Source organism: Nocardioides sp. Z24_21 (genome assembly GCF_058134345.1).
This window is the reverse complement of record NZ_JBYTTH010000004.1, coordinates 194779-209540: the sequence shown is the minus strand read 5'-3', so window position 1 is coordinate 209540 and position 14762 is coordinate 194779. Positions and strand designations below refer to the sequence as shown.

At 74.0% G+C, this 14762-nt stretch carries 18 protein-coding genes and 1 pseudogene; 10 read left to right on the top strand and 9 right to left on the bottom strand.

Annotated features, from left to right (window positions below):
* Positions 1–14: 14 nt before the first annotated feature.
* The 5 genes from AC3X7Z_RS14570 to AC3X7Z_RS14550 all read left to right on the top strand — a co-directional run bounded on the left by AC3X7Z_RS14570 (position 15) and on the right by AC3X7Z_RS14550 (position 3630).
* Positions 15–605, top strand: coding sequence for a mycothiol transferase (locus tag AC3X7Z_RS14570; RefSeq protein WP_489976371.1), 591 nt, complete (start codon positions 15–17; stop codon positions 603–605).
* Between the two features lie 61 nt (positions 606–666).
* Entirely contained in the window at positions 667–978 is a 312-nt protein-coding gene (locus AC3X7Z_RS14565) for a hypothetical protein (RefSeq protein ID WP_186339620.1), read from the top strand.
* On the top strand, positions 978–2036 hold the full coding sequence (locus AC3X7Z_RS14560; RefSeq protein ID WP_489976370.1) for a hypothetical protein: 1059 nt from the start codon (positions 978–980) through the stop codon (positions 2034–2036). Before AC3X7Z_RS14565 ends, AC3X7Z_RS14560 begins: the two co-directional genes overlap by 1 nt.
* Positions 2033–2572, top strand: coding sequence for a DUF4919 domain-containing protein (locus AC3X7Z_RS14555; protein WP_186339618.1), 540 nt, complete (start codon positions 2033–2035; stop codon positions 2570–2572). The genes AC3X7Z_RS14560 and AC3X7Z_RS14555 overlap by 4 nt, the downstream gene beginning before the upstream one ends.
* Positions 2569–3630, top strand: a complete 1062-nt coding sequence (locus AC3X7Z_RS14550; protein ID WP_489976369.1) for a WD40 repeat domain-containing protein — start codon at positions 2569–2571, stop codon at positions 3628–3630. Before AC3X7Z_RS14555 ends, AC3X7Z_RS14550 begins: the two co-directional genes overlap by 4 nt.
* Here AC3X7Z_RS14550 and AC3X7Z_RS14545 read toward each other — a convergent pair whose 3' ends face one another.
* Entirely contained in the window at positions 3631–3846 is a 216-nt protein-coding gene (locus AC3X7Z_RS14545) for a hypothetical protein (RefSeq protein WP_186339616.1), read from the bottom strand.
* A gap of 105 nt (positions 3847–3951) precedes the next feature.
* Between AC3X7Z_RS14545 and AC3X7Z_RS14540 the strand changes: the two are divergent.
* Positions 3952–4158, top strand: a pseudogene (locus AC3X7Z_RS14540) (DUF1304 domain-containing protein); the annotation flags it as partial.
* A gap of 137 nt (positions 4159–4295) precedes the next feature.
* Here the strand turns inward: AC3X7Z_RS14540 and AC3X7Z_RS14535 are convergent.
* The 5 genes from AC3X7Z_RS14535 to AC3X7Z_RS14515 all read right to left on the bottom strand — a co-directional run bounded on the left by AC3X7Z_RS14535 (position 4296) and on the right by AC3X7Z_RS14515 (position 9464).
* Positions 4296–5957 (bottom strand): NAD(P)/FAD-dependent oxidoreductase, encoded by a 1662-nt coding sequence (locus tag AC3X7Z_RS14535; protein WP_489976368.1) that lies wholly within the window; start codon positions 5955–5957, stop codon positions 4296–4298.
* 106 nt (positions 5958–6063) lie between these two features.
* Positions 6064–7902: a Na+/H+ antiporter gene (locus tag AC3X7Z_RS14530; protein ID WP_489976367.1), complete on the bottom strand. Its 1839-nt coding sequence runs from the start codon at positions 7900–7902 to the stop codon at positions 6064–6066.
* Between the two features lie 40 nt (positions 7903–7942).
* Positions 7943–8506: a dihydrofolate reductase family protein gene (locus AC3X7Z_RS14525; protein ID WP_186339612.1), complete on the bottom strand. Its 564-nt coding sequence runs from the start codon at positions 8504–8506 to the stop codon at positions 7943–7945.
* 79 nt (positions 8507–8585) lie between these two features.
* On the bottom strand, positions 8586–9074 hold the full coding sequence (locus tag AC3X7Z_RS14520; protein ID WP_186339611.1) for an SRPBCC family protein: 489 nt from the start codon (positions 9072–9074) through the stop codon (positions 8586–8588).
* A gap of 15 nt (positions 9075–9089) precedes the next feature.
* The gene (locus AC3X7Z_RS14515; protein WP_489976366.1) at positions 9090–9464 is read right to left on the bottom strand and encodes an ArsR/SmtB family transcription factor; all 375 of its coding nucleotides are present in this window, start codon (positions 9462–9464) and stop codon (positions 9090–9092) included.
* Between the two features lie 152 nt (positions 9465–9616).
* Between AC3X7Z_RS14515 and AC3X7Z_RS14510 the strand changes: the two genes are divergently transcribed.
* Entirely contained in the window at positions 9617–10603 is a 987-nt protein-coding gene (locus AC3X7Z_RS14510; RefSeq protein ID WP_206054458.1) for a protein kinase domain-containing protein, read from the top strand.
* Between the two features lie 21 nt (positions 10604–10624).
* Here the strand turns inward: AC3X7Z_RS14510 and AC3X7Z_RS14505 are convergent, their stop codons facing one another.
* On the bottom strand, positions 10625–11320 hold the full coding sequence (locus AC3X7Z_RS14505; RefSeq protein WP_489976365.1) for an alpha/beta fold hydrolase: 696 nt from the start codon (positions 11318–11320) through the stop codon (positions 10625–10627).
* A gap of 93 nt (positions 11321–11413) precedes the next feature.
* On the opposite strand from AC3X7Z_RS14505, the gene AC3X7Z_RS14500 reads away from it, so the two are divergent.
* Positions 11414–12370, top strand: a complete 957-nt coding sequence (locus AC3X7Z_RS14500; RefSeq protein ID WP_186339608.1) for a helix-turn-helix transcriptional regulator — start codon at positions 11414–11416, stop codon at positions 12368–12370.
* Here AC3X7Z_RS14500 and AC3X7Z_RS14495 read toward each other — a convergent pair.
* Positions 12360–12992 carry a hypothetical protein gene (locus AC3X7Z_RS14495; protein WP_186339607.1) on the bottom strand — a complete coding sequence of 211 codons (633 nt, stop codon included), beginning with the start codon at positions 12990–12992 and terminating at the stop codon, positions 12360–12362. The two genes, AC3X7Z_RS14500 and AC3X7Z_RS14495, sit on opposite strands and share 11 nt — an antisense overlap.
* A gap of 39 nt (positions 12993–13031) precedes the next feature.
* Here AC3X7Z_RS14495 and AC3X7Z_RS14490 point away from each other — a divergent pair, with 39 nt between their 5' ends.
* Positions 13032–13229, top strand: coding sequence for a hypothetical protein (locus AC3X7Z_RS14490; protein ID WP_489976364.1), 198 nt, complete (start codon positions 13032–13034; stop codon positions 13227–13229).
* Positions 13230–13248: 19 nt separating this feature from the next.
* On the opposite strand, the gene AC3X7Z_RS14485 is transcribed toward AC3X7Z_RS14490, so the two are convergent.
* Positions 13249–13851, bottom strand: a complete 603-nt coding sequence (locus tag AC3X7Z_RS14485) for a LysE/ArgO family amino acid transporter (RefSeq protein ID WP_241005261.1) — start codon at positions 13849–13851, stop codon at positions 13249–13251.
* A gap of 132 nt (positions 13852–13983) precedes the next feature.
* Here AC3X7Z_RS14485 and AC3X7Z_RS14480 point away from each other — a divergent pair, with 132 nt between their 5' ends.
* Positions 13984–14760 (top strand): ABC transporter ATP-binding protein, encoded by a 777-nt coding sequence (locus AC3X7Z_RS14480; RefSeq protein WP_186339604.1) that lies wholly within the window; start codon positions 13984–13986, stop codon positions 14758–14760.
* The last annotated feature ends 2 nt before the right edge of the window (positions 14761–14762 follow it).

Genomic DNA, 14762 nt, shown 5'->3' with positions numbered 1-14762 from the left:
TCTACGGTCCCGGCATGAGCACCGAGGACGACGAGCACGACACCTGGGTCCCGCCGCCGTGGGAGCCGCCGATCGACGGCACCGAGGCCGAGCACGTGGTCGGCGCGCTCGCCCGTCAGCGCGCGACGCTGCGGTGGAAGGCCGACGGTCTCGACGAGGCGGGCCTGCGACATCGACTGCCGTCGTCCGCGCTCTCCCTCGGCGGCCTGCTGCTCCACCTGGCGATGGTCGAGGACTACTACCTGACGACCAAGCTCCGCGGCGAGGTGCTCGACGAGCCGTGGCGCTCGCTCGGCCACGACGGCACCGACGACTGGGAGTTCACCACCGACCGGCTGGGCGCCGCCGAGACGTACGCCGCCTACGACGACGCGGTCGTGCGCAACACCGCCCGGATCGAGGCGGCCCTCGCCGAGGGCGGCCTGGACCTCCTCGCCCACGTCGACGACGGCGACGGCCACCACCCGCGCCTGCGCCGCCTGCTCCTCGACCTGCTGGAGGAGTACGCCCGGCACACCGGCCACGCCGACCTGCTGCGCGAGGCCGTCGACCGGCGCGTCGGCGAGGACCCGCCCGACGGCTGGACGCCTCCCTGGGTCTCCTGAGTCGTCCACAGGCGCTGGTCGCCGCGGTTTGGCGCGCGGCGCGGCGGGGCATCCACTCTCCATGTCGACCTACCAGGTGGAGCCCGCCGAGCTCCGGAGCACCGCGAGCGACCTCCGCTCCGCGGCCAAGGACGCCCGGGCGGCGGACGCCTCGGACGCCGTCGCAACGCTCGGGGGTGCGCTGCCCGGCAGCAGCACCGCGAGCGTGATGCCGAAGTTCGCCACCGCGTGGGACGAGGGCATCGACGGATGGGCGTCGTCGGTCGACGACTTCGCCGACGGACTCGAGGCGGCAGCCACCGACGCGGAGGCCGCCGACGCGAAGGCCCAGGCGTTCCAGGAGTGGCTGCGCAGCTTCGTGGGAGGCAGGTGATGATCACCTTCGGCGACCTGAGGTCCTGGCGCGCCGCGGGCGTGAGGGCGGCGAGCGACGCGCTCCGCGTCGACATCCTGTCCCTGGAGAAGGCCCGCGACGCCGTGGAGTCCGACGCGGTCCCCGCCGGCTGGACGGGCCTCGCGCGGTTGTCCGCCCTGACCCGGCAGGTGGGGCTCGTGGCCCAGATGACGAGGCACATCGACGGCCTGGCCCGCTTCGAGCGCGAGGTCTACGCCCAGATCGGCCAGGTCACCCGGATCGAGCAGGCCGTGCAGGACATCCTCAGCGACGCGGCGGCGCAGGACCTGGCCGTCGACGCCGCCGGCACCGTCAGCGACGTCGGGCCGCGGCGCACCTTCGACAACCAGTTCGAGGCGCGCGAGCACCTTGCGATCCGCCAGAGCGCGGTGTCCGCCCTGGCGGCGCGGGTGGGCGACGCCCTCGACCAGGCCTACGCCGTCGACTCGGCGCTCGTGGCCGCCCGTCCGCAGGGGTCCTTCAGCGACGACGGCCCGGAGTACGTCGCCGACCCCGAGGTCGCGCGCGACTGGGCCTCGATGTCCGACGCCGAGCGCCGTCGGGTGCTGACGCACATCGCCGAGCAGCAGGCCCGCGACGCCGGCGTGGACGACTTCGAGGTGCGCATCGAGGACCTCGAGGACCGGAACGGCGACGGCAAGGACGACGACCCCTCCACCGACTCCCGCGGCAGCTGGAGCGAGAGCGACCGGGTGCTGCGCATCGACGAGGGCAACCTCGACGACCCCACCATCCTCGGCACGGTCGCCCACGAGGTCCGCCACGCCGAGCAGCACAAGGCGGTCGACGACCTGCCCTGGTGGTGGTGGGAGGACTACGACGGACCCCCCGGCGTCAGCCAGGAGGAGGTCGAGCAGTGGCGCGACAACTTCGACGACTACAAGACATCGAAGGTCGACGGCTTCGAGGCCTATCGTGACCAGCCCGTCGAGAGGGACGCCCGTGAGACCGGTGGCGACTACCTCGACGACCTCGACGAGGACGACCTCGACCGGATCAGGAAGGACGCACGATGAGCGCGCACACCGCGCACCCCCCGCCCGACGGGCCGGCACTGTCCGACCTCGCGCTGGTGTGGGCCCGCACCCGGTCGGCCGCCGACCTCGCGGCGCTGCGCGAGGCCGTACGCGGTTCGGCCGGGTTCGATCCGGGCCTCGACGTGGTCGCCCTCGCGGGCCCGGCCCTCGCTCGCGGTGACCATGCCGAGGCGGCCTCGCTCGTGCACGCCGCGATGCCGGGCGCGTTCTTCTCGCCGTCGGCGCACGCGGCGCTCGCCGCCGCACACGCCGGACTCGGCGACGACGCCCGGGTGCGCGCCGAGCGCACCCTCCAGGCGCTGGCGCTCGAGTCGATCCGGAGCACCGGCGACGGCACCCGCGAGCGCCCGTGGAGCGTGCTGCGGGTCAGTGACGAGTACGACGTGCTGCGTGCCGACCGGCGGACCTCGCGGCAGCAGAGCCTCCTGACCGTCCACGGCCGCTCGCTCGACCGCCATGAGTGTGACGACGGCAGCGAGGCGTGGTTCGACGTCAGCGGCCTGGTGCGTGCATGAGGTCGGGCCTCCCCGTGGCGGCGGTGCTGACCGTGGCGGCCCTGGCGCTCGCCGGCTGCTCCTCCGGCGACGGGCCCGAGGCGGACCGCAGCGGGGGCGGTGACGGTGGTGACGCCGGGTCGGGTGACGTGGCGCAGGTGCCCGGCGTGGCGTTCACCGGCGACTCCGCGGCGCTGAGCCCCGACGGTGCGCGACTCGCGGTGCCGTGCGACGGCGAGCTGTGCGTGTGGTCCACCGGCGAGGGGACCCTCGACGGGCGGTGGGACGGGGGCGGCGTGGTCGCGTGGAGCACCGCCGGGCTCGTCGCGACCGACCGGATCGACGGCGGGACCGTGTCGGTGGTCCTCCTCGACGACACGACCGGCGAGGAGGTCGGCTCGGTCGAGGCCTACGACGCCGCCGTCGTCCAGGACGCCGCGGGCGGCGGTCTGCGCGACCTCGAGTTCTCACCGGACGGCGACACCCTCGCCGGGGCGGGAGCCGACGGCGTCGTACGCCTCTGGTCGGTCGCCGACCCGGCGGAGGTGGCCGCGGTCGAGCCCGGGATCGACGCGGGGGGCGACGCCGTGGCGGTCGCGTGGTCCCCGCGCTCGCCGACGCTGGCCGTGGCCGCGTCCGACGCTCCGGCGAGCCTCCACGACACCGTGACCGGCGAGCAGGTGGGCGAGCTGGACGCGCCGCCCCAGGGGCACGTGGCCTGGGCCCCGGACGGCACCACCCTCGCCACCTCGTCCTTCGCCCTCGACGACGGCGCCGCCGTCACCGTCTGGGACAGCGCCACGCGCCAGGAGGAGGCCGCGCTCCCCGCCGCCGGCGACCACCTGGCGTGGCTCGGCGCCGACACCGTCGTGGCGAGCGTCAAGGACGATCCGGAGGTGCAGCTCTGGGACTGGCGCGACGACGCCGTGCGGGCGCTCGTCGGCGCCGACGACACCCCGCGCGCGGTGCTGGTGTCGCCCGACGGCTCGCGCATCTACGCGATCAGCCCGCGCGACGGCATCCTCGCCTGGCGGGTGTCGGGCGACCCGGCGACCACGTTCGAGAAGCCGGGGGCCTGACTACTTGCTCGGCTCGGGGGTGTCGATGTCGACGTCGACGCAGTCGACCTTGGGGTTGAGGCCGGTGTAGTTGAGCGGCCCGGCGACGATGTTGAGCGCGATGTCGCTGGCCTCGGAGCAGTTGGTCTTCGTGTCGTCGAAGTAGCCGCGCTGGAACGCCGCGAACGCGCCGATCACCAGCCAGATCACCAGCAGAATGCCGATCAGTCGTCCCATGTGGTCCTCCTCGAGGATCGGGGGCGGGGTTGCCGGGAGGGAGTCTGGGCCGTCTCGGTGCCCGCGTGCCACCCACTCAGGGGTAGGCGAGCCCAGGGTGGGTCGATGACGGTCCTCGCCGCCGTGCTCGCCGCCGCCGCCGCACTCCTGCACGTCTACATCTGGGTGCTGGAGTCGTTCCGGTGGACCGAGCCGGCGACGCGTCGCGCGTTCGGGGTGGCGGAGGCCGATGCGCCGCTGCTGGCGCCGATGGCGTACAACCAGGGCTTCTACAACCTCTTCCTGGCGATCACGACAGGCGTGGGTGTCGTCCTGCTCGGCAGCAACGAGGACGTCGGCCGCGCCCTCGCGCTCGCCGGCACCGGCTCGATGCAAGGCCCGCGCCGCACTCATCCAGGGCACGCTTCCCGCGGTGGCGGTGGTCTTCCTGCTGCTGACGCTCTGAGCGGCTATCGGCCGAGCCAGGCATGGACCGAGGCCACCACCGAGGCCCCCTCGCCGGTCGCCGACGCCACCCGCTTCATCGAGCCCGCACGGATGTCACCGCCGGCGAAGACGCCCGGCAGCGTGGTGGCCAGCTCGGCGGGAGGAACGCCGTCGAGCCAGTGCTCCGACCCGACGTCGCGACCGGTGAGGACGAACCCGCGGTCGTCGCGCAGCACGGTCGGGGGCAGCCAGCCGCACTCCGGTGACGCGCCCAGCAGGAGGAACAGCCCGCGCGCCTCGACCCGCTCCCGCGCGCCGCTGTCGACGTCCTCCACGTCGAGCCAGGCCAGCTGCCCGACGTCGTCGGGGCCTCCGTCGACGACGCGGGTGCACGTGCGCACGGTGACGCGGGGGTTCCACTCGATCTCGTCGATCAGGTAGGACGACATGGTCGCCCGGAGGTCGGGGCGCCGCACGACGAGCGTCACCGCGGAGGCGAACCGGGCGGCGTGGACCGCCGCCTGGCCGGCGGAGTTGCCGCCGCCCACGACCACCACGTGGTCGCCGGCCAGCTCGCGGGCCGCTGCCATCGCCGCGCCGTAGTAGACCCCACGCCCGACGAGGTCCTCCAGCGACTCCACGCCGAGGCGGCGGTAGTCGACGCCGGTCGAGACGAGCACGGTGCGGGCGTGCACGTCGCCGCCGTCGGTGTGGACGACGTGGTGGTCGCCGTCGGCGCACGGGGAGATGCCCGTCGCAGGCCAGCCGGTGAAGAACCGGGTGCCGAAGCGCAGCGCCTGGCCGCGGGCGCGCTGGGCCAGGCGCATGCCGGAGATGCCGCGCGGGAACCCGAGGTAGTTGCGGATCATCGAGCTGGTGCCGGCCTGCCCGCCGATGGCCTCGGCCTCCAGGCAGACGGTGGACAGTCCCTCGCTGGAGGCGTAGACGCTCGCGGCGAGACCGGCCGGCCCGGCGCCGACGACCACGAGGTCGACCACCTGGTCGACGTCGATCTCGTCGGGGCGGCCGTAGAGCCGGATGGCGAGCGAGCGGACGTCGGGGCAGTGCCCCGACCAGCCGGCCAGCGAGGACACGACCGGCCAGTGGCCGACCTCGTCCGGGCAGGTCGCCATCACCCGGCGCCCGACCTCGCTGTCGGGGTGGTGCACCCCGGCCGGCATGCCGACCCGGGCGAGGTAGTCGAGGAGGTCGCGGGCGAGGGCGTCCTTCTCCGGGGTGATGATGCGCACGCCCTCGACGACCGGTGTCGCCACCGTCGCGTTCCACTCGTTGAGCAGCTCGCCGACGGCGAGGTGGAACTCCTCGTCGCGGGGGCCCTGCGGCATCAGCAGCAGCGCGTCGACCTTGCCGGCCGCGACGGCGTGGCGGAAGGTCTGGTTGTCCTCGCGGAAGCGGCTGACGTGGGTGACGATCAGCCGGCGCGAGGTGGGCACCGCCTGGCGGGTGCCGTTGATCAGTCCGACCAGCTTGTCGCGGTCGTGGTCGCTGTCGACGACGAAGAGGGCGACCTGGTGTCCGGAGTGGACCAGCTCCTTGGCCGTGGCCTTGGCCATCACCTCGTCGCTGACGTGGCGGACGTCGTACTCCCGCTCGTAGCGGGCGAACGCCTCACCCAGCTCGGCGGCGTGGTGGGTGGAGGCGATGACGATCGCGGGCGCTCCCATCCGCCGAGCGTAGTCGCGCCCGGACTGGGTAGTGAGGGACGGTTTGGTCGGTTTTCGGGCCCCGGAGCGACCAGTCCGTCCCTCACTACCCAGGACGAGGGGTCAGTCAGCCGGTGATGTCGTGCACGTAGCACCAGCGCCACGACTCGTCGGGCTCGGCCGACTGCACGACCGGGTGCAGGCTCTCGTGGAAGTGGCCCGTGGCGTGCCTGCCGACCGAGGAGTCGCAGCAGCCCACGTGCCCGCAGCTCAGGCACTGGCGCAGCGACACCCACCGGGTGCCCTCGACGAGGCACTCCGCGCAGGCCGGGTCGCTCGCGGTCCGCGTGACCGGGTGCTCCGCGAGATCGCGGCAGGAGCGGCCGCCGGTGGGGGCCAGGCTGCTGCGGCGTACGTCGGCGCGCGCCGAGGTGGCGGCGTCGAGCATCGACTCCTCGATGTCAAGCATGCCGAGCACCTGGCTCACGACCTCCGACGGCACGTGGCCCCTGCTCCGCACGCGCAGCACCTTGGCCCGCTCCGCCTCGATCATCTCGCCGCGGATGCGGGCGTAGAGCTCCGACGGCGTCTCCTCCCCGGACGCGGTGGCCAGCTGCTCCCACGCCGCGAAGGTCCGCTGGTCGACGCGCGCGCGGACCTGGGCGGCGACGCCGTGGTGGTCGTCGTACTCCAGCTCGTCGAGCCGGGCGAAGCCCGCGTCGGCGGCCTGCTGGAGCAGCGAGGCCCGGGCGAGGGCGTCCTCGGCGGGGTCGGGCGCGGGGACGTCGAGCAGCCGGGTCACCAGCGGCAGCGTGAGCCCCTGCACGAGCAGGGTGCCGGCCACGACGGTGAAGGCGATGAGGAGCAGCACCTCACGGTGGGGTGCGTCCTCGGGGATGACGAACGCGGCGGCGAGGGTGACCACGCCCCGCATGCCGGCCCAGCCGATGAGGAAGCTCCACGAGGCGGGGATGGGGTCGCGGCGCCGGAGGAAGCCGGTGGCCTGCATGTAGACGAGCCGGACGACCACGACGGTCAGGAGGGTCGCGCCGCACACGAGCGCGATGCGGGACCCGGGCAGGCTGGAGGCGCGGGCGCCCTCGAGGATCCAGTCGAGCTGGAGGCCGATGAGGAGGAAGACGGTGTTCTCCAGCACGAACGCGACGGTGCGCCAGGTGATCCGCTCGGTGATCCGGGACTGGGCGGTCTGGATGAGCGGCGCCTTGTGGCCCAGCAGCAGCCCGGCGACGACGACCGCGATGACGCCGGACGCGTGGATCTCCTCCGCAGCCACGAACGCCGCGAAGGGGGTCAGGAACGAGACGGCCGTGTCCATCAGCGGGTCGCGCAGGCGCGTGCGCAGGGCGGCGACGAGCAGGAAGGCCGCGGCCCCGATGAGCACGCCCCCGCCGGCCGCCAGCGCGAAGTCACCGGCCACCGCGGCGACCGTCACGCCGGCGGACAGCGCGGCGACGGCCGTGCGGAGGACCACGAGGGCGGTCGCGTCGTTGAAGAGGGACTCGCCCTCGAGGATCGTGACCACGCGGCGGGGGAGCCCGATGCGTCGCGCGACGGCGGTGGCCGCGACGGCGTCGGGCGGCGCGACGACGGCGCCGATCGCGATGGCAGCCGCCCAGCCCAGGCCGGGCACCAGTCGGTCCACGACGACGGCGACCGCCAGCGCCGTGACCACCACGAGCAGCACCGACAGCCGCAGGATGGCGCCTCTGTTGGCGTTGAAGTCGACCAGCGAGGTCTGGATCGCGGCGGCGTAGAGCAGCGGCGGCAGCAGTCCCAGCAGGACCACCTCGGACTCGAGGTGGATCGTGGGCACGCCCGGCACGTAGGCCGCGGCCGCGCCGACGACGACGAGCAGGAGCGGCGCCGGCACGTGCAGCCGCTCGCTGACGGCGGTCACCGCGAGGACGACGGCCGCCATCGAGACGAGCAGCAGGGCGAGCTCCACCGACACAGGGTCCGGCAGAACCGGACGTCGCGCCAGAGGATCAGTGCACGACGTCGTAGCGCTGCAGCAGGATGCCGTTGTCGTAGGCGGCGTGCTCGACGAGCTCGAGCCTGGTCTTGTCGCTCTCGCCGAAGAGCCGCTTGCCGCTGCCGAGCAGGAGCGGGTAGACGAGGAGGGTGTAGCGGTCGACCAGCCCGGCCTTCGCCAGGCCCTGGGCGAGCTGGGCGCTGCCGTGGACGTGGATCTCCCCGCCCTCGGTCTCCTTCAGCGCCGCGACGTCGTCGAGGGAACGGAGCACGGAGACGGTGCCCTCGCCCCACGGGACCGTGTCGCCCTCGAGCGTGGTGGAGACGACGTACTTCGGCATCGCGTTGTAGGTGGTGAACTCCTTCATCGAGGGCCACACGGGAGCGAACTCGTCGTAGGAGCGCCGGCCCAGGAGCAGGGCGCTGGCCTCCTCGGTCTCGCGGCCCTTGATGTCGTAGGCGGCCATGTCGGGCTCGACGTCCTTGAAGGTCCAGCCGGCGTGGGGGTGGTCGCCGCCGCCGGGCGCCTCCATGACGCCGTCGAGGGAGAGGAACGTGGTGATGACGATCGTGCGCATGGGTGGAGCCTCCTGTGCTCTGGGGCTGGCGGGGCTGGCGGGCCGGCTGGGCTGGCGGGGCCGGCTGGGCGGAGCGGCGTCAGGGGGCGAGCAGGCCGTCGATCTGGTTGATCGCCTGCGTGGAGCCCTCGACGACGCCCATGGCGAGCACCTTCTGGAGGGAGGCGGCGTCGGCGTAGGTCGAGACGAACGTCGCCCGCGTGCCGTCCGCGGTCTCGCTGAAGTCGTAGACCTGCTGGGACTCGGGCAGGTCGGGGTTGGCGGCGAACGTCTCGTCGACGGCGAAGCCGTCGGTGAACGTGAACCGGTGGGGCCGCTCGACGGTCGCGACGTCCCAGTAGGCGTAGAACCGGTCGCCGCCGGGGCTGGTCATGTAGTAGGTCATCCGCCCGCCCGGGACCAGGTCGTGGTCGACGAACGTGGCGGGGTAGCCGGGAGGTCCCCACACGCGCTCGAGCTGGCGCGGGTCGGCGTAGACCTGCCACACGCGCTCGGGAGGGGCGGCGAAGTCGGCGGTGATGGTGAGCGTGAGGGCGTCGAGGTCATGGGTGACGTCGGTGACGGGCATGGTCTGGTCCGTTCTTCAGGTGGTCCCCGTGCTGGTGGTCCGGCTGGGACGGGTTGGTGGTGCGGGGGCGGGCTCGGCGAGGAGCTCGTCCATGCGGGCGATGCGGCCGCGCCAGAGGCCCTCGAGCTCGGTGAGCATCGCGCCCACCGACCGCACGGCCTCGACGTCGCCGCTGGCCAGGGCCTCGCGGCCCCGACGGCGCTTGGTCAGCAGTCCGGCACGCTCGAGGACGGCGACGTGCTTCTGCACGGCGGCGAAGCTCATGTCGTAGCTGCGGGCCAGGGCGGAGACGGAGTGCTCGCCGGCCAGCACGCGCCGCAGGATGTCGCGCCGGGTGCGGTCGGAGAGCGCGTGGAACCAGGCGTCCGCGCGGTCCTCGTCGCTGTCCATGCCACAATATACAACCGGTCGGTTGTATGTTGTCAAGGCACCCGTGGGGGTGGGAGGCGCGGTCGTCGGCGCGGGAACGGGGTACCCAGCGGAGTAGCATCTGAAGCCTGGGCGCCCTCACGCGCCTCCTCCGAGGGAAGTGGGACACGCCCGTGCACAGGCTCGTGGAAGGACTCCGCCTCGGTGACCGCTACGTCCTGCAGGAGCGCATCGCCTCCGGCGGGATGGCGGACGTCTGGCGCGGCCTCGACGACGTCCTGCAGCGTGAGGTCGCCGTCAAGGTGATGCGGGCCGATCCCGACAACGAGGAGATCTTCGCCGAGCGCTTCCGCGACGAGGCGCTCCACTCCGCGGCTCTCCTGCACCCCAACATCACCACCGTCTTCGACTACGGCCACGACGACCACCTGACCTACCTCGTGATGGAGCTCGTGCCGGGACTGCCGCTCTCGGCGGTCATCCGCGAGCACGGGGCGATGCAGCCCGAGGCGGTGCGCTCGATCCTCGGCCAGGCCGCCCTCGCGCTCGGCACCGCCCACGAGGCCGGCGTGGTCCACCGCGACGTCAAGCCGGCCAACATCCTGGTCCGCGAGGACGGCCTGGTGAAGCTGACCGACTTCGGCATCGCCCGCGCGATCGACGCCATCGGCCACACGCGGGTGGGCGAGATGCTCGGCACGCCCAACTACATCAGCCCCGAGCAGGCGGTCGGGGAGCAGGCCACGGGCGCCAGCGACCTCTACGCCCTCGGCGTGGTGGGCCACGAGATGCTCACCGGCAAGCGTCCCTTCGACCGCGGCACCCCGATCGCGACGGCGCTGTGCCACGTCAACGAGCCGCCCCCGCCGCTGGGCGAGGACGTGCCGGAGGACCTGCGCGCCGTCGTCGCGTCGCTGCTCCAGAAGGACCCGGCGGACCGACCCGACAGCGCGGTCGCGGTGGCGGTGGCGCTGGGGATGGCCCCGGCGGAGCTCGTCGAGGTCGGCGTCGACCTCGCCTCGGGCGTGCACAGCGGCTACGTCGTGCTGCCGGTCACGCCGCTCACCCCGGCGACCCCGCTCGAGGCGGTGCAGCCCGCCGGCCGGGCGCCCGCCGACGTCCCGACGGTGGCGGCCGGGCCCGAGGAGCTGCTGCGCTGAGTCCCGCCGGGCCGACCCCGCTCAGCCGATCCGTGAGCGGGTGGCCGCGGCGTCGAGCAGCGCCGCCAGGGCGGCCGGCCGGGTGAACATCGGCCAGTGGCCGGAGTCGAGGTCGACCAGCTCGAGGGCCGTCGCGGCGGCGAGCTCGGGGACGTCGCCGCCGTCGATCCACTCCTGCGCCTGGGCGGGGCTGAACTCCGGGCAGACGAGGGTCAGCGGCACGCCGTGACGCCGCTCGTCGGTCCAGCGCACCACGCCCTTGGTCACCCCGACGGGCACCGGGTGGGTGCCTGCGGCGACCTCGGCCTTGAGCTCGGGGGACATGTCGTCGGAGTCGGGTCCGGCGAACGGCTCCCAGCCCGGGAACGCGACGGCGTCGCCGTCGGTCTCGAAGAAGTCGGCATAGGTCTCGCCGTCGGTCGTCGGGAAGCCGCCGATCAGCACGACGCCCGTCACGGCGTCGGGGCGCCGGTCCGCGGCCACCCACGCCAGCGTGGACGCGGCGGAGTGCCCCACCACGACGGGTGCGCCCCCGGCGGCGTCGACGGCGGCGAGCACCGCGTCGGCCTGCTCGTCGTACGTCGCGGTGGGGGCGCCGTCGCCCTGCCCGGGCAGCGTCACCGGTACGCCTCGGTGGCCGAGCGCCTCGAGCTCGGGCAGCACGTCGTCCCAGGCCGAGCCGTCGAGCCAGAGTCCGGGGATGAGCACGATGTCCATGGGTCCTCCTTGGTGGTGGGTGTCGACCCTCGACGCCCACGCTAGGACCGGTTGCGGACGTTTTGCGTCCGGAACCGGTGCGAGGATGTCCGGGTGAGCGACATCAGCCCCACCGCCCGCGCGCTGCGGGCGCTCGACATCCTGCAGGCGCGGCCGGGCACGACCGCGGCCGACCTGGCGGCACGGCTCGGGGTCACCGAGCGGGCCGCGCGGCGCTACGTCGCGATCCTGCGCGAGGCCGACATCCCGGTCGAGTCCACCCGCGGTCCCTACGGCGGCTACACCCTCGGGCGCGGGCTGCGCCTGCCACCGCTGGTCTTCTCCGCCACCGAGGCGCTGGGTCTCGTGATGGCCGCCCTCGACTCCCACCACGCGGTGGCCGACTCAGGCGACCCGGTCGGCGCTGCGCTGGGCAAGATCCTGCGGGTGCTGCCCACCAACGTCGCCCGCCAGGCCGTCGCGGTGCGGGAGACGGCGCGAGCCGTCCCCGAGCGCACCCCGGTGCGTCCCGACCCCGAGGTCACCACCGAGCTGGTCGCGGCGGTGGCCGCCCAGCGGCAGGTCGAGGTGGGCTACCGCACCGCGGCCGGCAGCGAGCGCACGTTCGTCGTCGACCCCTGGTCGGTCGTGGTCCGCCACGGCCGGTGGTACCTGCTGTGCCACTCCCACCACGCCGACGCGCTGCGCACCTTCCGCGTCGACCGGATCACCGCCGTGGAGCTGCTCGACGGCACGTTCGAGGTGCCGGCCGACCTCGACCCGGCCGCGGCGCTGGAGGCCAACCTCGCCAAGGGGTGGGAGCACGACACGCACGTCGTCTTCGACGCGCCCCTCGACGAGGTACGCCCGTGGATCCGGCCGACCATCGGCGAGCTGCGCGAGCTGCCGGGCGGGCGCTGCGAGCTGCTCGGCAGCACCAGCAACCCCGAGGCCTACGCCGGGGAGTGGCTGGCCGGCGTCCCGTTCCCGTTCACGGTGGCCGGTGGGGCGGAGCTCCGGGCGGCGGTGGCGGTGGTGGCCGAGCGGCTCGGGCGCGCGGTCAGCGACTGACCGCGACCTCCGTGCCGAGCGTCCAGCCGGGCGCGACGGGCAGGTGGTCGCCGCTCCAGAACGTGCCCGGGTCGTACCAGGTGGCCCGCCGGTCGTCGCGCAGGATGCCCATCTCCATGTAGCAGGTCGCCACGACCTCGGCGCAGAACGCCGCCTCCGGGGTGACCCGCCGACCCCGCTCGCGGTGGGGGACGTAGGCGTCGCGGCCGCGCAGCCAGCGCGCTCCGAGCCGCGCCATGCTCGGGAAGGAGACCCCGTCGAGCCGGGCGACGGCGCGCAGCATGCCGTCCTCCTCCTCGGCACCGATCTCGGGCGCGAGCTGGCGCACCCAGGCGTCCTGGTCGTAGTCGGTGTGCCACCGCCCGACCGCCTCGCGCAGGTCGTGCAGCTGCACGCCGCGGTGGTGGGCGCCGGTCCACACGTCGAGCTGCGACCGGCCGAGCTCGGCGTGGAAGATCAGGGGCGGCAGGTCGTCGACGACGACCGCCATCCCGACGTGGTTGACCGGGGCGTTGGTGACGGCGCGGATGGCGCGGTCGGGCGCCCGCCGGCCGCGGAACAGCCAGATGTCGCCGCTGCGCGTCAGGTCGACCGCCTGGTCGAGGGTCAGGGCCGATGCCATGCGCGCAGTCTGCCGCAGGAACGGCGCTAGGCTCGCCGCATGCGCGTGTGGAAGTGGCTCGGCCTGGCGGGGATCCTCGCGGGCGTCGCCACGGGCGCCGCCGTCGCGCGTGACGAGCGGGCGCGCCGCCACTACGAGCCCGACGAGATCCGCGAGCGGCTGCGCGCGCGCCACGACGAGGCGCTCGCCCGGCAGGGCGGCGGGTCGGGCGACGGGTCGGGCACGACCGAGGCCTGAGGCGGCGCGGCCGCGCGGCTCAGGCCCCGAGGGCGAGGCGGACGGCGATCGCCAGCATGACCAGCCCGACGAGCACGTCGAGCACCTGCCACGCCCGCGGGCTCGCCAGGCGCGGCGCGAGCAGCCGGGCGCCGTACCCGAGCCCGGCGAACCACGCGAGGCTCGCCGCGCACGCCCCGAGCGCGAACCACCAGCGACCGGACGCACCGTGGGTGCCCGCGATCGAGCCGAGCAGGAGCACGGTGTCGAGGTAGACGTGGGGGTTGAGCCAGGTCAGCGCCACCGCCCGGACCACCACGCCCCGCCGGGCCTCGACCTCCCCGCCCGCCGCGTCGAGCGCCTGCGGCCGCCGAGCACGCAGCAGCGACGCCGCGCCGTAGCCGGTGAGGAACGCGACGCCGAGCCAGCGCACCACCTCGACGGCCCACGGCGCACGGTCGACGACGACCCCGATCCCGGCGACCCCGGCGACGATGAGCACGACGTCGGACAGCGCGCACACGCCCACCACCAGCCCGACGTGGCTGCGGCGCAGCCCCTGGCGCAGGACGAACGCGTTCTGCGCGCCGATCGCCACGATCAGCGCCAGACCGGTCAGCAGCCCTGCGACGACGTCTCCCACGCGTGCCAACCTAGGGCGCCGGACCCTCGCCGGCCCTCACCGGACCCTTGCCCCGGCCCTGACACATGTCAGGGTCCGCTGCGGGTGTTATCCCATGGCCCTGCTGCGTGGCCCCCTGTCAGACTTCCTCACATGAGTGAGCAGCCCACGGGAGAGGCGCCGCAGGGCGTGGCGGCACGTGCACGTGACCTGGTGAAGGTCTACGGCTCGGCGGAGGCGCAGGTGCGGGCCCTCGACGGCGTGACCGTCGACCTGATGAAGGGGGAGTTCACCGCCATCATGGGTCCCTCGGGGTCCGGCAAGTCCACGTTGATGCACTGCCTGGCGGCACTCGACGCCCCGACGTCCGGCGAGGCGGTCGTCGACGGCACGTCGCTGGGAGCCCTCAAGGACAAGGCGCTCACCACGCTCCGCCGCGACCGGATCGGCTTCGTCTTCCAGGCGTTCAACCTCGTGCCGACCCTGACCGCGCGCGAGAACATCGTCCTCCCGCTCGACCTGGCCGGCAAGAAGGCCGACAAGGAGTGGTTCGACGCAGTCATCGACGCCGTCGGCCTGCGCCCGCGGCTGGGCCACCGGCCCAGCGAGATGTCGGGCGGGCAGCAGCAGCGCGTCGCCTGCGCACGCGCGCTGGTGAGCCGCCCGTCGATCGTCTTCGCCGACGAGCCCACCGGCAACCTCGACTCCACCAGCTCGGCCGAGGTGCTCGGCTTCCTGCGTCGCAGCGTCGACGAGTTCGCCCAGACGGTGGTCATGGTGACCCACGACCCGGTCGCGGCGGCCTACGCCGACCGGGTCCTGTTCCTCGCCGACGGCAAGCTCGTCGACGAGCTGCGCGACCCCGACCGCGACGCGATCCTCGAGCGCATGGGCCGCCTCGGCGACGCCGCGGCCCGCAAGGCGGGCTGAGC

What these genes read in the sequence shown, in the direction of transcription:
- AC3X7Z_RS14570 (WP_489976371.1), top strand. Translation starts at nt 15, where the DNA reads ATGAGCACCGAGGACGACGAGCACGACACCTGGGTCCCGCCGCCGTGG.
- AC3X7Z_RS14565 (WP_186339620.1), top strand. Translation starts at nt 667, where the DNA reads ATGTCGACCTACCAGGTGGAGCCCGCCGAGCTCCGGAGCACCGCGAGC.
- AC3X7Z_RS14560 (WP_489976370.1), top strand. Translation starts at nt 978, where the DNA reads ATGATCACCTTCGGCGACCTGAGGTCCTGGCGCGCCGCGGGCGTGAGG.
- AC3X7Z_RS14555 (WP_186339618.1), top strand. Translation starts at nt 2,033, where the DNA reads ATGAGCGCGCACACCGCGCACCCCCCGCCCGACGGGCCGGCACTGTCC.
- AC3X7Z_RS14550 (WP_489976369.1), top strand. Translation starts at nt 2,569, where the DNA reads ATGAGGTCGGGCCTCCCCGTGGCGGCGGTGCTGACCGTGGCGGCCCTG.
- AC3X7Z_RS14545 (WP_186339616.1), bottom strand. Translation starts at nt 3,846, where the DNA reads ATGGGACGACTGATCGGCATTCTGCTGGTGATCTGGCTGGTGATCGGC.
- AC3X7Z_RS14535 (WP_489976368.1), bottom strand. Translation starts at nt 5,957, where the DNA reads ATGGGAGCGCCCGCGATCGTCATCGCCTCCACCCACCACGCCGCCGAG.
- AC3X7Z_RS14525 (WP_186339612.1), bottom strand. Translation starts at nt 8,506, where the DNA reads ATGCGCACGATCGTCATCACCACGTTCCTCTCCCTCGACGGCGTCATG.
- AC3X7Z_RS14520 (WP_186339611.1), bottom strand. Translation starts at nt 9,074, where the DNA reads ATGCCCGTCACCGACGTCACCCATGACCTCGACGCCCTCACGCTCACC.
- AC3X7Z_RS14515 (WP_489976366.1), bottom strand. Translation starts at nt 9,464, where the DNA reads ATGGACAGCGACGAGGACCGCGCGGACGCCTGGTTCCACGCGCTCTCC.
- AC3X7Z_RS14505 (WP_489976365.1), bottom strand. Translation starts at nt 11,320, where the DNA reads ATGGACATCGTGCTCATCCCCGGACTCTGGCTCGACGGCTCGGCCTGG.
- AC3X7Z_RS14495 (WP_186339607.1), bottom strand. Translation starts at nt 12,992, where the DNA reads ATGGCATCGGCCCTGACCCTCGACCAGGCGGTCGACCTGACGCGCAGC.
- AC3X7Z_RS14490 (WP_489976364.1), top strand. Translation starts at nt 13,032, where the DNA reads ATGCGCGTGTGGAAGTGGCTCGGCCTGGCGGGGATCCTCGCGGGCGTC.
- AC3X7Z_RS14480 (WP_186339604.1), top strand. Translation starts at nt 13,984, where the DNA reads ATGAGTGAGCAGCCCACGGGAGAGGCGCCGCAGGGCGTGGCGGCACGT.